This is a genomic window from Pandoraea terrae (assembly GCF_902459695.1).
Lineage (GTDB): Bacteria > Pseudomonadota > Gammaproteobacteria > Burkholderiales > Burkholderiaceae > Pandoraea > Pandoraea terrae.
In genome coordinates this window covers 25,704-39,819 of the sequence record NZ_CABPRZ010000030.1, presented here as the reverse complement: position 1 = coordinate 39,819, position 14,116 = coordinate 25,704, and the positions used below count along the sequence as shown (strand labels likewise).

9 protein-coding genes and 2 pseudogenes are annotated in these 14,116 nt (G+C 62.3%); 8 read left to right on the top strand and 3 right to left on the bottom strand.

Going from position 1 to position 14,116, the window contains the following annotated elements; genetic code table 11:
• Positions 1–164: 164 nt before the first annotated feature.
• Both PTE30175_RS24335 and PTE30175_RS24330 read right to left on the bottom strand, forming a co-directional pair.
• Entirely contained in the window at positions 165–1,559 is a 1,395-nt protein-coding gene (locus PTE30175_RS24335) for a sensor histidine kinase (protein WP_150699646.1), read from the bottom strand.
• Positions 1,559–1,867, bottom strand: a pseudogene (locus PTE30175_RS24330) (winged helix-turn-helix domain-containing protein); the annotation flags it as partial. The gene PTE30175_RS24335 and the pseudogene PTE30175_RS24330, both read right to left, overlap by 1 nt.
• On the opposite strand from PTE30175_RS24330, the gene PTE30175_RS24325 reads away from it, so the two are divergent.
• The 6 genes and pseudogenes from PTE30175_RS24325 (at position 1,764) to PTE30175_RS24300 (ending at position 9,066) form a co-directional block, all read left to right on the top strand.
• Complete coding sequence (locus tag PTE30175_RS24325; protein WP_150699645.1) at positions 1,764–2,081, top strand: TolC family protein; 318 nt, start codon at positions 1,764–1,766, stop codon at positions 2,079–2,081. The pseudogene PTE30175_RS24330 and the gene PTE30175_RS24325 sit on opposite strands and share 104 nt — an antisense overlap.
• A 197-nt stretch (positions 2,082–2,278) precedes the next feature.
• Positions 2,279–3,142 (top strand): annotated as a pseudogene (locus tag PTE30175_RS24320) (ABC transporter substrate-binding protein); the annotation flags it as partial.
• Between the two features lie 83 nt (positions 3,143–3,225).
• Positions 3,226–4,992 carry an ABC transporter permease gene (locus tag PTE30175_RS24315; RefSeq protein ID WP_150699644.1) on the top strand — a complete coding sequence of 589 codons (1,767 nt, stop codon included), beginning with the start codon at positions 3,226–3,228 and terminating at the stop codon, positions 4,990–4,992.
• The gene (locus PTE30175_RS24310; protein ID WP_150699643.1) at positions 4,985–6,052 is read left to right on the top strand and encodes an ABC transporter ATP-binding protein; all 1,068 of its coding nucleotides are present in this window, start codon (positions 4,985–4,987) and stop codon (positions 6,050–6,052) included. Before PTE30175_RS24315 ends, PTE30175_RS24310 begins: the two co-directional genes overlap by 8 nt.
• A 76-nt stretch (positions 6,053–6,128) precedes the next feature.
• Complete coding sequence (locus tag PTE30175_RS24305; protein ID WP_420819674.1) at positions 6,129–7,196, top strand: porin; 1,068 nt, start codon at positions 6,129–6,131, stop codon at positions 7,194–7,196.
• 172 nt (positions 7,197–7,368) lie between these two features.
• The gene (locus PTE30175_RS24300; RefSeq protein WP_150699641.1) at positions 7,369–9,066 is read left to right on the top strand and encodes a SulP family inorganic anion transporter; all 1,698 of its coding nucleotides are present in this window, start codon (positions 7,369–7,371) and stop codon (positions 9,064–9,066) included.
• A gap of 761 nt (positions 9,067–9,827) precedes the next feature.
• Here PTE30175_RS24300 and PTE30175_RS24295 read toward each other — a convergent pair.
• Complete coding sequence (locus PTE30175_RS24295) at positions 9,828–11,309, bottom strand: sulfatase-like hydrolase/transferase (RefSeq protein ID WP_224788952.1); 1,482 nt, start codon at positions 11,307–11,309, stop codon at positions 9,828–9,830.
• A 339-nt stretch (positions 11,310–11,648) separates the two neighbouring features.
• Here PTE30175_RS24295 and PTE30175_RS24290 point away from each other — a divergent pair, with 339 nt between their 5' ends.
• Together PTE30175_RS24290 and PTE30175_RS24285 are read left to right on the top strand one after the other, a co-directional pair.
• Positions 11,649–11,846: a hypothetical protein gene (locus PTE30175_RS24290; RefSeq protein WP_150699677.1), complete on the top strand. Its 198-nt coding sequence runs from the start codon at positions 11,649–11,651 to the stop codon at positions 11,844–11,846.
• Positions 11,847–12,005: 159 nt separating this feature from the next.
• Entirely contained in the window at positions 12,006–14,102 is a 2,097-nt protein-coding gene (locus PTE30175_RS24285) for a Na/Pi cotransporter family protein (RefSeq protein WP_150699639.1), read from the top strand.
• Positions 14,103–14,116: the final 14 nt, after the last annotated feature.

Here is a 14,116-nt window from a genome sequence, read left to right as displayed (position 1 = left end):
GCTCTTGATCCATCCGGATGAGGTGGCGGGTCGTTCGGGCGGTACAAGGCCGCGTGCTACGATGCCCGGAAACGACGGCGCGCGGCTGCAGATCGCTACGGCGCGGCGCCGATGCCACCTGGCGATACGGGGAATACGGCCTGCATCGCTTTGCGCAGATACCGTTACGGACCCGCCGGCGGGAAATGGACGCTGACCACGAGGCCGCCGCCGGGCGCATCGCCGAGTGAGATCCGCGCGTGGTGGACGCGCGCGATTTCGTGCACGATCGCGAGTCCCAGTCCGCTGCCTTCCACATACTGCCGGGTCGGGCTTCGGTAGAAGCGTTCGAAGACCGCAGCCCGTTCGGGTTCCGGAACGCCCGGGCCGTTGTCGATGACTTGAAGCAGTGCGCCTTGCGCGGTTCGCGCCACACGCACGGTGATGATCGCCCCATCGCCCGCGTAGCGGATGGCATTGTCGATGAGATTGCCGCACAACTCCGCGAGAAGCTCGCGCTGGGCGAGTATCTCGGTGTGAGCCTCCTGTTCGAAACCGAGATCGATGTTCCGGGCGCGCGCCACTGGCGACCAGTCCAGCGTTACGCTGCGCGCGAGCTTGTCGAGCGCCAGCGGCGCAAGCGTCACGGGATGACCGCTGTCGGCCTCGAGCCGCGACAGGGAAAGCAATTGGCGTACACTCTTGGCGGCCTGTTGCACGGCGCTGTTGAGGCGGGTCACGCGCTGGCGCGCCGGTTCGTTGAGGGCCTCGCGCAGCGTCAGTTCGGACTCGGCCTGGATGATGGCGAGCGGCGTCTTGAGTTGATGGGCAGCGTCCGTGAAAAAGCGCTGCCGCGATTCCTGCATCCGTCGCATCCGCGCGATGTACTGATTGATCGATTCGACAAGGGGCTCGACTTCAGTCGGCAAGCCCACCTTTTCGAGCGGGGCGGTGTCTTCCTCGGTACGTGCGGCGACCTTCGCCGAAAGCTGGTTCAACGGCCTCAGACCGCGCCCGACGCCCAGCCACACGATGGCAAGCGCCAGCAACACCAACAGCCCTTCCTGCTGGAGCGCGCCGGTCAGGATCTGACGCGCCAATGCCTGGCGCGACTCGATGGTCTCACCGACCAGGATCCAGACGACGCGTGTCTGGGCATGCGGAACGTCGTGCACCGGCAGCCGCAGCGCCCCCATGCGCAACGCCTCACCGCGAAACGTGGCATCGTAGAAGGCCGTGTGATAGGGCTCGGGTCTCGCCCGCCGGGGCGGCAGCGGCAGTTCGGCGTAACCCGTGACGACGTGGCCGTTGTCTTCCCGAATCACGTAATAGATCTTGCCGCCCCGATCCGATTCGAACATTTCCAGTGCGAGATAGGGCAGGTTCACCTCCACCTGCGCTTCGTGCAGACGGGTGCCTTCGCGAATCGACTTCAACGAGTATTCGAGCGAGCGGTCGAACGCCTCGTTCGCAGCGCTCATGGCGCGTTCGTAGGTGAGCCAGGCGTCGAGGGCCAGCAAGGCGAGCAACGGAAACAGCAGCCACAGGGCCACCTGCCGCCGGAGGTTCGGTTGGCGCATTACGCCGCCGGCGCGTCGGGCTCGCGCTTCTCTTCGAGCAGGTAGCCGAGTCCGCGCAGCGTCACGATCGCGACGCCACGGCCCTCCAGCTTCTTGCGCAGGCGATACACATAGATTTCGATCGCGTCCGCATTGACCGATTCATCGATGCCGAAGAGCTTCTCGGACAGCGTTTCCTTGTTGATCGCCCGGCCGTTGCGAAGGATGAGCACCTCGAGCACCGCGCGCTCGCGCGGGGTCAGGGCCAGCAGTTCGCCGTCGAGACGGAAGCTTTTGTCGACGCTGTCGAATTCGAGCGGGCCGCAGGCGGCGCTGTTGGAGGTCGCACAACGCGCGTACGCCGCATCGGAACATCGCTATCTGGCGGGGGGGGGCAATATTCTCGAGTTGTTGAATACGCAATCCTCGCTGGCCCAGGCCAAGCGACAAACTATTCAGGCACTGACCGACTGGCGCACGGCGCGATTGCAATTGGCGGCGAAGCTGGGCAAGCTCGGGGTGTGGCGAATCGAGCGGGAGTGAGTGGGGCGAGCGCGAACGCCAATCACCGGTGGCGACTTGGCGGGTTGTAATCGTACGGGCAAATGGAAAAGCTGTGACACCGTCGAGTACCGAGTTTGGATGTCGAAACAATGCGATGCAGTCTCACATTGCGCTTGGCTTATTTACGTGCGCGGCTAAAGGGGTGGACAACGAGAAACACCTTGACAACACTATATAACTATACGGAGCTCGATAACCGCTATATCAGCGAGAACGCGGCCAACAGCACGAGCGCCGACGTCCTGTGGAGTTCGGCCATGGACCTGCAGGTCAAGCTCGTCAACGACGGCATGATGGCCAGTTACGAATCGCCCGAGGCGGCGCACGTCCCGCAATGGGCGCAGTACCAGAAGCAGGCATACGGCACCACGTACGAGCCGCTCGCGATTGTCTACAACAAGCGGCTGATCCCGGCCAACGAAGTGCCGCAGACCCGCATGGACCTCATCAAGCTGCTCAAGAGCCAGTCCGAGAAATACAAGGGCAAGGTGACGACCTATGACATCGAGAAGTCGGGTGTCGGCTTCAACTATCTCACGCAGGACGCGCGTGTAAATCCGCAAGTCACATGGGACCTGGTCTCGGCGATGGGCGCGCTGAATCCGAAGCTGGAATCGAGCACCGGCGCGATGATGGAGCGCATCTCGTCCGGCGAGAACCTGATCGGCTACAACATCCTCGGATCGTACGCATTCGCAAAAGCGAAGAAGGATCCGTCGATCGGCTATGTCTATCCCTGCGACTACACGCAGGTCGTGAGCCGCCTCGTCATGATCTCGAAGAAGGCAAAGAATGCAAACGCCGCAAAGCTGTGGGTCGACTACCTGCTGTCGAAGCGCGGCCAGACGCTGCTGGCCAATCAGGCCAACCTGTTCTCCATTCGTGCCGATGTCGATGGCGAAACGTCGATGGCCGGCCTGACGAAGCAGCTCGGCGATTCGCTCAAGCCGATTCCGATCGGCGCAGGTCTGCTGGTCTATCTCGATCAGTCGAAGCGGCTTGAATTCCTGAAGCATTGGCAGCAGGCGATCAAGCGCTAATACCGGCGGCCGCCTGAACGGCGGCTCGCCCTTTCTCCCGTCAACTTTCTCATATGCGCCTTCTCGAGCGCAGGGAGACACTCATGCTTACGCAAAGCACAGACAACGCGCCTGCAGTCCTTTCAGGCGGCGGCGCCGCCCATGTGCCGCGCCTCGCCGATCCCCGCTGGCGCGGACTGTCCGCCATGTTGCGCTGGATCGTGATCGCCGTCCTGACGGTGGCCGTGTTGCTGCCGTTGTCGTTCATTGTGGTACAGAGTTTTCTGACGGCGCCGTTCTTCGACGCCCAACGGACGCTTGGCATCGCGGGCTACCGGTTCATCTTCGACGACCCCGATTTCTGGGCAGCGGCGAAGAACTCCTTCATCATCGCGGGCGGGATGCTGTTCATCTCGATCCCGCTTGGCGGCATCCTCGCGTTCCTGATGGTACGCACCGATCTGCCCGGCCGCCGCTGGCTCGAGCCGCTCCTGCTCACGCCGGTATTCGTCTCGCCGATGGTGCTCGCGTTCGGGTACGTCGTCGCTGCGGGCCCCGTCGGCTTCTACTCCGTGTGGTTCAAGCAACTGACCGGCCTGGACAACGCCCCGTGGTCGATCTACTCGATCGTCGCAATCACGATCATCGTCGGCCTGACGCATGTGCCGCACGTGTACCTGTATTCGTCCGCCGCGCTGCGCAATCTCGGCTCGGATGTCGAGGAAGCCGCGCGTGTCGCGGGGGCGCGTCCGTTTCGCGTGGCGCTCGACGTCAGCCTGCCGATGACGATGCCCGCGCTGCTCTTCGCCGGCGTCCTGGTGTTTTTCCTCGGCTTCGAAGTGTTCGGCCTGCCGCTGGTGCTTGGCGATCCTGAAGGCCATCTGGTGCTGGCCACCTATCTGTACAAGCTGACCAACAAACTGGGTGTGCCCTCGTACCACCTGATGGCAGCCGTGGCCATGTGCATCGTGGCCATCACCTTTCCGCTCGTGCTTCTGCAGCGGCGCCTGCTCAAGCGCGCAAGCAAGTTCGTCACCGTCAAGGGCAAAGCCGGCCGCCAAACCGTTTTGCCGCTTGGCGTGTGGCGCTGGGTGGCGCTGGGCATCGTGGCGCTCTGGTTGTTCCTCACCGTTTTCGTGCCGCTGTCGGGCATCGTGCTGCGGTCGTTCGTCACGAACTGGGGGGAGGGCGTGGCGCTCGCGGAAGTGCTGACGCTGGCGAACTTCACCGACCTGTTCGAGCAGGACAACCTGGTGAGGGCGACCGTCAACACGCTCGGCATCGGCGTCGTCGGGGGGGCGGTAGCGGTGGGCTTCTATTCGCTCGTCGCTTTCGCCGGGCATCGCCGCAACGATTGGGGCGCAAAGCTGCTCGACTATCTCGTGCTCTTGCCGCGCGCCGTGCCGGGCCTGCTTGCCGGGCTGGCGTTCCTGTGGATCTTCCTGTTCGTGCCCGGCATCAAGGAGCTGAAGAACTCGATGTGGAGCATCTGGATCGCGTACACGGTCGTGTGGCTCGCGTACGGCATGCGCCTGATCCAGAGCGCGCTGCTGCAGGTCGGTCCCGAACTCGAGGAAGCCGGCCGCAGTGTGGGCGGCAGCCGTGCGCGCGTGAGCCTCGACGTGACCCTGCCGCTGGTGCGCTTCGGCCTGCTCGCGGCGTGGCTGCTGATTTTCATGATCTTCGAGCGTGAATATTCGACCGCCGTCTACCTGCTTTCTCCCGGCACCGAAGTGATCGGCGCGCTCCTCGTGTCGCTGTGGGCGACCGGCGCCGTCGATCAGGTGGCGGCGCTTTCAGTCATCAATATCGCAATGGTCGCCGCCGGTCTCGGCGTGGCATTGCGCTTCGGAGTCAAACTTCATGGATAAGCTCATCGTCGACAATCTGTGCCTGAGCTACGGCGCAAATCCGATCTTGAAGGGCGTGTCATTTGCGTTGAAGGCGGGCGAGGTGGTATGTCTGCTCGGTGCGTCGGGAAGCGGAAAAACCACGCTGCTGCGCGCCGTCGCGGGCCTCGAGCAACCGTCGAGCGGACGCATCGCTCTCGACGCGCAGGTCTTTTTCGACGGCGAGGACGAAATCGATTGCCCGGTCGAACAGCGGTCGCTCGGGCTCGTGTTCCAGTCGTACGCATTGTGGCCGCATCGTACCGTGTCGGACAACGTCGGATACGGACTGAAGCTGCGCAAGGTGGGTAGCGCCGAGCGCAAGCGCCGTGTACAAGGCGTGCTTGAACAGCTCGGGCTCGGTCATCTCTCCGAGCGCTTTCCTTATCAACTCTCGGGCGGCCAGCAGCAGCGCGTAGCCATTGCGCGTGCGCTGGTCTATAACCCGCCGGTCATTCTGCTCGACGAGCCGCTTTCCAACCTCGACGCCAAGCTGCGCGAAGAGGCGCGTGCATGGTTGCGAGAACTCATCGTGTCGTTGGGCCTGTCTGCGCTATGCGTGACGCATGACCAGACCGAGGCGATGGCAATGTCCGATCGCATCCTTTTGCTGCGCAACGGACGGATCGAGCAGGAGGGCACGCCGGCGCAGCTGTATGGCGCGCCGCGCTCCCTTTATACGGCGGAGTTCATGGGCAGCAATAACCGGATCGACGCGACAGTGACGTCGATAGACGGCGAACACGTACGGCTGCGCGGCAACGGTTTCGAGCTCCAGGCACGCGCCCGCGAAGCCTTGCAACCGGGCCAGGCCGCGCAAGCGGTGATTCGCCTCGAGCGTGTGCAGGTGGCGGACGGCCCCGGCCAGAACCGCCTGAACGCCAACCTCGTCACGTCAATGTATCTCGGCGACCGCTGGGAATACCTGTTCCATTGCGGTGAACTGCGCTTTCGCGCCTTCGGGCATATTCCTCGCGACCCGGGGAACCATTGGGTCGAGTTTCCCGCCAACGACTGCTGGGCGTTCGCGCAAGCGAGCTAACGACTGGGCAATTGCAGAAGAACCGCGCGGGAATCCACCCACGCACCAAAACCAGAATCAACACATGGAGAAGACAATGAAGCGAAGCAGTATCGGCATGGCAACCCTGGCGGCATGCGCCTTGGGCGGGAATGCGCATGCGCAATCGAACGTGACGATCTACGGCATCGTCGACGCCGGCGTCGAATATGTCACGCACGCGAGCGACGCCGGCGGCGCCGCGCGCTTCATCTCGGGCGGCAAGAATACTTCGCGGTTCGGCTTCCGGGGCTCGGAAGACCTGGGCGGCGGGTTGAAGGCAGTGTTCCAGTTGGAAAGCGGCTTCAATGTGGCGAACGGTCAGTTCGACGACGGCCCGGGGGCCATCTTCGACCGCCGTGCGACCGTCGGCCTGAAAGACAAGCGATGGGGGCAGGTGACCCTCGGCCGCACGTTCACTACCACGTACGACTACATGTTGCCGTTCGATCCGATGGGGTATGCGCCGAACTACTCCTGGGCAACGAGCTCGACGGCGACCGGCGGGCGCAAGGACGGATTGTTTTCGCGCGCCGCGAATGCCGTGCGCTATGACGTCGAATTCAACGGCTTCAAGATCGGTGCGCTGTATGGCTTCGGCAACGTGCCGGGCAGCATGAAGACCAGCGCGAAGTACGATATCGGACTGGGCTACGAGAACGGGCCGTTCGCCATCGTGGCCACGTATGATCGCCAGAACGGCGCAGCCGGCAACGTCGCGCCGGCCGACACGACAGACTATATCCAGGGCATTCATGCGGGCGCGAGCTACGATTTCGGCGCCGCCAAGGTGATGGCCGGCTATCGCAACTACAGGAAGACTTTCACGACGGCAAGCGCGGCGCTGCGCAGCGACATGTACTGGCTCGGCTTCTCATATGACTTCACGCCTGCCTTCACCTTGTATGGTGCCGTGTACCATCAGGACATCAAGAACGCCAGCGATGCCGATCCGGCGCTGATCTCGCTGCGTGCAAACTATTCGCTTTCGAAGCGTACGACGCTGTATGTGTCAGGTGGATATGCCTTGGCGAAGCACGGTCAGAAGGTCGGTCTTTCGCGTGACCTTGCGGGCGCCGCGGATACGCAAGCCGGTGTGACGGCGGGCATTCAGCATCGCTTCTGACGTGATGAGCGCCGGCTGACCGGGCGAGCGCAACGAAATACGCCCGCTTCGGCGCAGCGCAATGCGGAACGGACCACCTGGCGCCAGTGCCTGACGTGGTCCGTTTTCATTTGATTGCCGGCGACTGTATCATTGCCTTTCCGGCCACACGTATTGCTTCGGGAGCCTCGCCATGCCACCTGTGCCTGCCGCACCCGGCGACTTGTCGTCGTCCACCGCGCGTGCGAACGGTACGCCGCCGCCGGACACGGACAGACGCTGGACCCAGGACATCGTCGCAGGCTGTTCGATTGCAGGCTTGCTGTTACCGGAAGCCGTCGCGTACGCGGGCATCGGCAACTTGCCACCGCAAGCGGGGCTGATCGGCCTGCTTGTCGGGCTGGTGGTCTACGGTCTCGCAGGCACCAGCCGCTTCGCGGTCGTCTCGGCAACCTCGTCATCGGCCGCCGTGCTTGCTGCCGCCACGTTGTCGATGGACGTCGCCGGTGGTTCATTGCGGTTGGCGCTGGCAGCGGGACTGGTGATGCTGGCCGGCCTGTTTCTGTTGATCGCCGGGCTGGCTCGCCTGGGCGGGATCACCGACTTCATCGCGAAGCCAGTGTTGCGCGGCTTTACGTTCGGACTTGCCGCCACGATCATCCTCAGGCAGATTGCCGGCGTGGCCGGCGTCAAATCGGGGTACAACGATCTACCGCGCTTCGCGTACCAGCTGCTGCAGGAAGTGGGCGCATGGAACCTGCGTGCGCTGGCCGTTTGTCTCGCGGCCGTTGTCCTACTGTTTGCCGTGAAGCGTTGGCGCAGAGTGCCGGGCGCAATGGTGGTGATCGTGCTGGGGATCGCCTCGGCCTATGTCGTCGATCTGCCCCGCTACGGCATCCATGAGGTCGGCGCAATCACGATGCCGCACGTCACGCTCGGCCTGCCCGACCTGTCACGCGTTCAATGGCTGCGTCTTGGGGAACTGGCGGTCGCGATGGTGCTGATCATATACGCTGAGTCATACGGCTCCATCCGCAGCTTTGCCCTCAAGCACGGCGACCCGACCTCACCCAATCGCGACCTCATGGCGCTCGGCATTGCCAATCTCGGCAGCGGTGCGCTGTACGGCATGCCGGTCGGCGCCGGGTATTCCGCCACCTCCGCCAACGAAGCCGCCGGCGCGCAATCCCGGCTGGCGGGCGGGTGCGCCGCCGTGCTGATCGCACTGATCGTGGCGCTGTTGCTGCCGCAGCTCGCCCGTACGCCCGAGCCGGTGTTGGCGGCCATCGTCATTCACGCCGTCAGCCACACGCTCACGCTTGACGCGTTCCGGCCGTACTGGATCTGGCGGCGTGACCGTCTGCTGGTGGTGGCCGCTTGCGTTGCGGTCCTGCTGCTCGGCGTGCTCCACGGCCTGCTCACCGCCATCGGCATCAGCCTGGCGTTGACCCTGCGCAAGTTCTCCGAACCGAAGGTCAGCCAACTCGGACGCCTCGGCGACGGGCATGATTTCGTCGACGTTGCCGCGCATCCGGAGGCGCGCACCGTGCCCGGGATACTGATCGTGCGGCCCGAGGCGCCCATCTTCTTCGCCAATGCCGAGCGCGTGCTGGCCCACGTGCGGCAAATGCGCGCGGAGGCCGAGGAGGGGATTCATACCGTCATCATCAGCCTTGAGGAGTCGCCTGATGTCGACGGATCGACGATCGAAGCGTTGCGGACATTTGCCGCCGACGTGGCCGCCTCCGGCCAGCGTCTGCTGCTCGTGCGTCTGAAGCCGCCAGTGCTTGATGTGCTTTCGCGCGCAGCCAGTGATGCGTTGACGCGTGACGCGTTGCACGACCTCAGTGTGGACCAGTGCGTGCGTTCGATTGCGGCGAACCCGGCGTGATTCTCACAAGCGCCTGTTCCGCGCGACGGCACAGGTGATGACGAGCGACCAAAAGAGGATGGATATTACCCACGCGGCGCTATTGTAAAAAAGGCCCCGGCCCGTGAGCGAAGATGCATCCATCCCGGGAAGAAAAGGGACCCATGGTGCGGCTTGACTTATGAGCGCCAGTGCCAAATTTCCTGGCAAGCAGGCCACCAAGGTTGCTAACGACCAGATGTCGATCCTGTCGAATTCGTGAAGTGCAAAGAATTGCATAGTCGGTCACGTTTATCCGGAGTTGAGCGCTTCGCGGTACTTCAGGTCAAGCAAGCCTCGTTCCAAATCGCGTAACCGATTGTTTGTATTGAAAAATCAAATCACGCAAGCAAGAAGACAGGGATGGAGGGCCTGTCAATGTTTCATTTCCGATACGCCGGGCTGCGTGTAAAAACAACCCGGCTGACGCCGGGCTGCGTGTAAAAACAACCCGGCTGACGCCGGGTTGGGAAAGCTGCCCGCACCTGGGAGCACGAAGTGTGCGGGAAGGATTCCAGCTTAGACGGGAGCGCCACATCGTGTAATCGCAGGACTGCGTTACGACGAATGGCTTAAGGAATATCACTTGATGGTTAACCCATCCGCATGTGAGGTTCCCCCGCAAAGCCGTCCTATTGGCAACTGGAAGAATCCGGCATGATACTGACGCGACGATCAGGAACCCTTCATGGAATCCCTCACCATCGCCGCCATCAGCGACAAGTTAATGCCTACGGGGGCGATCACTTCACGCGTTGCGGCGAGCGAGTCGGACGCCTCGCGCCGGTACAGCTCTGCGTGCCCTGACAACGCTGGACTTCCTCGAGGGTCCCGTGCAGTGTCGCCTTCTCGTCGTCGGACAACAACGAGAAGGTATTGCGCAGCTCGTCCGGGTCGGTGGTGCGATCGTGGTACTCCCTGTCCCCATTAGCGTACTCGACGTACAGCGACGCGAGCCCTCGCATGGCTTCATACGTCGTCGGGTTTCCGCTGCGGATACCCGGTAAATCCGGATCGACCAAGTTCCGGACCGGTCCACGTTGCTCAACGAGCGCCACTGTTCCCCAATCCGAAACTTTCTGCCCATGGACTAGCGGCGCCAGGCTGCGGCCGTCGATGCTCGCAGAAGTCGCCATGCCGGCGATGTCGGCGTCGGAAAGCGAGCGATGCGCTTTAAGCCATTGGGCCGCCTTTGCATCGGGGGCGGCGTCAAACGCTGGCGTGCGTGGAGCGCGCAGGCCCGGCAGCGCATCAGCGTCGCGCGGCGCCGGTGTGTACGGTGCGTGCGGCGCGAAGGTCGCGATCTCGATCATGAACGGCGTGCCGGCCGACTGCTGGATGAAGCGTACCGCCAAATCGGAGAGGACATCCGTCATATAGTCTTTCGGCTTGTTGCCGTAATGGACAATCCTTCCGTCTTGATTGAGGTCATAGTTAAAGCCCGGGTATCCGTTCCCTGCCACTGCCCAGAATGTCCAGCCTGGCGCAGGCGGATGAACCGCAGGTAAATAGCCGTTCAAGTACTTGCCGAGCATGGCTGTGCGATAGCCGGCCACTTGGAGTGCGGTCGCGAAGGTCGCCTGTTCATGACCGCGCTTATTAAACCCGAGATAGCCACCGTCTTCACCGACGTTGCGGTAGATACCCGTATTGTGGGGATAACGTCCAGTGAAGATCGAGGAACGCGAGGGACAACATAGCGAGTCGGTGACGTAGTAATTGGTGAAAGTGGCGCCCTCCCTCTGCATCTTGAGGACGTGCGGCATGTATTGCACCAAGTTCCAGGAAAGGTCATCCGTGAGGATAAAGACGATATTTGGCCGTTGACTCGCTGCAGATTGGGCCGGTGCGCCCTGCACGACTGCGACGGGCGGGGGCGGGCTCGCACGCGACAGTTGGCCGCTCGGCTGGGATGGCTGCGTGGGAAGTTGCCCAAAATCTGGATGCTTTGCTTTGCATGCGGCCACGAGCGATGGATCGACTCGCGGCAGAGGCTTGCCAGCCCGGTTTGGCTGCGCCGTTCCCTGTATGAGCGGCCGAACACAATCCACCTGGAGGCCTGTACCCCCCTTCGCACCGCCTCGCACAAAGCCTGCCTGGCGACACGCGTCGGCAATCTGTTCACATGGTCCAAGGGCCGCGGCCACCTGAGGGGCAAAGAACGAGCCCAATACAAAGGCGGCTGTACACAGAGCGAGGATTCGAATTCGTTCTTGATGCCTCATCGGTGTCTCTCTCTGATCAATGCGATCTTGTGCAGAAAGGTATTCGATGTATCCCGTGAGCATGCTGCAAACAAATTATAGTTCAGTGGTTCTGAGGATCCCCCCGCGCCACCGTGCCGCGAGCGCGCGGACCGGGAATTGCTGCAGGTGCAACATTGACAGCTCGCGCATAGCGACTAGAATGCAGCTTCCGGGCCCGCTTTTACAGAGCTTGGTCAGCAAAAAACCCCGCGCAAGGCGGGGTTGCGTTATCTGTCATGAACTCCCCGCGCTGGCACGATGGCCGTGCGCCATCCTCTGGTCAGCGTGTTGAAGAAATTCTCGTCGCAGGAGGCACAGATGCTGAGTCCACATGAATTCGCCACATTGATGTTGTTGAAGGATGCACCAGATCAAGTTGATATGACTCGCCCTGATCTCGAAGCCCTGCTGGAACGTCAACTCGTCGAACTCGACAGGCTGGCATCAGGACATCAGCGTCCGCGCGTCACTGCGCGAGGTCACCACTTGCTTCAACGCGTTGAGCGGATCCACTAAGCGATGACGCCTGCGTCGGACGACCGGGCGCACGTGGCAGCGATCAAGTCCAGACTGTAACCCAGGCGTAACCCCGAGACCGGATTTTTCCACTTTTCAGTGGCACGGTTTTTGGGGGACCCTCACATGGGCAACGGTTTGGCGCCGGGGGTCTGAATCGTGAATTTTACGTACACGCTGATCGATCTCGCTGGCGCTATTGCGCTGCTCCTGTGGGGCACCCACATGGTTCAAAGCGGTGCGCAGCGCGCATTCGGGGCCGCCCTTCGTTCACTCCTGGGTCGAGCGCTGCGCGGACGACTCCGCGCCTTCCTCGCCGGAATGGGCGTGACGGCGGTATTGCAAAGCAGTACGGCGACCGGACTCATGACTGCCAGCTTCGCTGCCGAAGGGCTCGTCGACCTGGTTCCCGCCCTTGCCGTCATGCTCGGCGCAAACGTCGGCACGACGTTGATCGCGCAACTGCTGTCTTTTGATGCCGCGGCCGTTTCACCGGCCCTGATCCTGGTTGGCGCGCTGATGTTCCGCAAGGTATCGAACACGCGTGCACACAATCTCGGCCGCATGCTCATCGGCTTGGGCTTGATGCTGATTGCGCTGCACCAGTTGATCGAGTTGATGACGGACTACGAGGATGCCCCCAGTCTTCGCATGCTGCTGGGTGCCGCGTCCACCGTACCGCTGGTCGATGTCCTGCTGGCTGCCGGCTTGACCTGGGTCGCAGATTCGAACGTTGCGACCGTCCTGCTCATCACATTACTTTGCGCGCGGAACGTGGTACCGCCGTATACGGCTTTTGCACTGGTGTTGGGGGCGAACCTCGGCACCGCGATCAACCCCGTCCTGGAAGGGACTGCGGCAAACGATCCGGCGTCGAGGCGACTGCCGGTTGGAAATCTGCTCCCGCGGGCAGTGGGCGTCGTGGTGGCGCTAGCAGCGCTCGGGCCAATCGGCCGCTTCATGGTCACGATCGAGCCAGACAATGCGCGTGTGGTTGCCGATTTTCATACGCTGTTCAACCTGATGATTGCCTGCCTGCTCCTGCCGTTGCTTCCCCTCTACGCGAACCTGTTAAACCGGCTATTGCCGTCGCGCGAGGAAGTCGACGCCCCGTCGCGACCGCTCTACCTCGATCCGACGGCGAGGCAGATTCCGACCAGGGCGGTCGGCAACGCGGCACGCGAGGCATTTCGATTGACTGATGTCCTTGGCGGAATGCTGTCGCGCACCCGTACCGCGCCGGCTGAACGTGACCCAAAGCGCATCGAGGAGGTCCGCCAGCGCGACGAAGTTCGGGATAGCCTCAATGCCGCGATCAGGACTTACCTGATGTCTCTTGATCACGAGCAGCTCGCGGAGAACGACCATCGGCGCTTGAATGAGAGAACGCACGTCGCGTATGGCGAAGCGGGCAATGGAATCGAAATACGGGAGCGCGGGGGGCACACGCTCGAATACGTCGACGCTGGTGGCAAGACGCAGACGTATTTCCCGGCCAAATCACTGTGGCTCACCTTGCAGGATCTCCAGATCGTTCAACAATTAGAGCCAGCAGGGGGAGAGACGCAGTCAACGCTTTCCACCTATATCCACGGGGCCGCACGCTTCGACGACAGTCGGCTGTCCATTATTGGCGAATCCGAGAACAGTACGCGCACAGTCCAGGTCTCCTTTGCGGCCCGGGAAATCAGCACGGCAGACCGGCAAGGCCTTCGCGAATGGCAAGACGAGCTCGGCATTACTTTCTCGGACGTCCCGCTTGGGACTGCAACGCTCGGCTACAACCGCTCCGACCGTGAGATGCAGGAACCCGATCAGTGGTGGGCGTCGTGCCACGTGCCGGAAAGCAGCATGCGGGCGCTTTCCGAGGGTGTTGAGGACGGGCGGCTCACTGCTGTCAAGGTCGGCCTAAGCCTGAGGCACGTTTACGTGTCCGACCGCGTTGTTGCTGATTTTCCCGGGGAGTCGTGTCTGTTCCTCCGGCCAGGCAAGAGCGACCACGGCATGGATCCGCCGGAAATCGCAACCGGATACGTTGTGCATTTCGCGCTTGATCTCGCGAAAGTCAGCTTACGCCGGCTCGAACACAACGAGAACTCGCACGACGCCTTGCCGCTTCAAGCGCCATCGAACATTGCCGAGGCAAATGCTATTAGCGTACAGGTGGAGAAGCTCGGCAAGCTGGTCACCCACTTGAAATGGCTTGCAGTGCTTGTCGCTGTCCTGATTATCGTTTTCGCGTTTAAGCACCGATGATCGAGTGACAAAAT

Excerpts from the sequence above, each read along its gene's own strand:
- PTE30175_RS24335 (WP_150699646.1), bottom strand. The coding sequence starts at position 1,559 with ATGCGCCAACCGAACCTCCGGCGGCAGGTGGCCCTGTGGCTGCTGTTT.
- PTE30175_RS24325 (WP_150699645.1), top strand. The coding sequence starts at position 1,764 with ATGAGCACCTCGAGCACCGCGCGCTCGCGCGGGGTCAGGGCCAGCAGT.
- PTE30175_RS24315 (WP_150699644.1), top strand. The coding sequence starts at position 3,226 with ATGCTTACGCAAAGCACAGACAACGCGCCTGCAGTCCTTTCAGGCGGC.
- PTE30175_RS24310 (WP_150699643.1), top strand. The coding sequence starts at position 4,985 with ATGGATAAGCTCATCGTCGACAATCTGTGCCTGAGCTACGGCGCAAAT.
- PTE30175_RS24305 (WP_420819674.1), top strand. The coding sequence starts at position 6,129 with ATGAAGCGAAGCAGTATCGGCATGGCAACCCTGGCGGCATGCGCCTTG.
- PTE30175_RS24300 (WP_150699641.1), top strand. The coding sequence starts at position 7,369 with ATGCCACCTGTGCCTGCCGCACCCGGCGACTTGTCGTCGTCCACCGCG.
- PTE30175_RS24295 (WP_224788952.1), bottom strand. The coding sequence starts at position 11,309 with ATGAGGCATCAAGAACGAATTCGAATCCTCGCTCTGTGTACAGCCGCC.
- PTE30175_RS24290 (WP_150699677.1), top strand. The coding sequence starts at position 11,649 with ATGCTGAGTCCACATGAATTCGCCACATTGATGTTGTTGAAGGATGCA.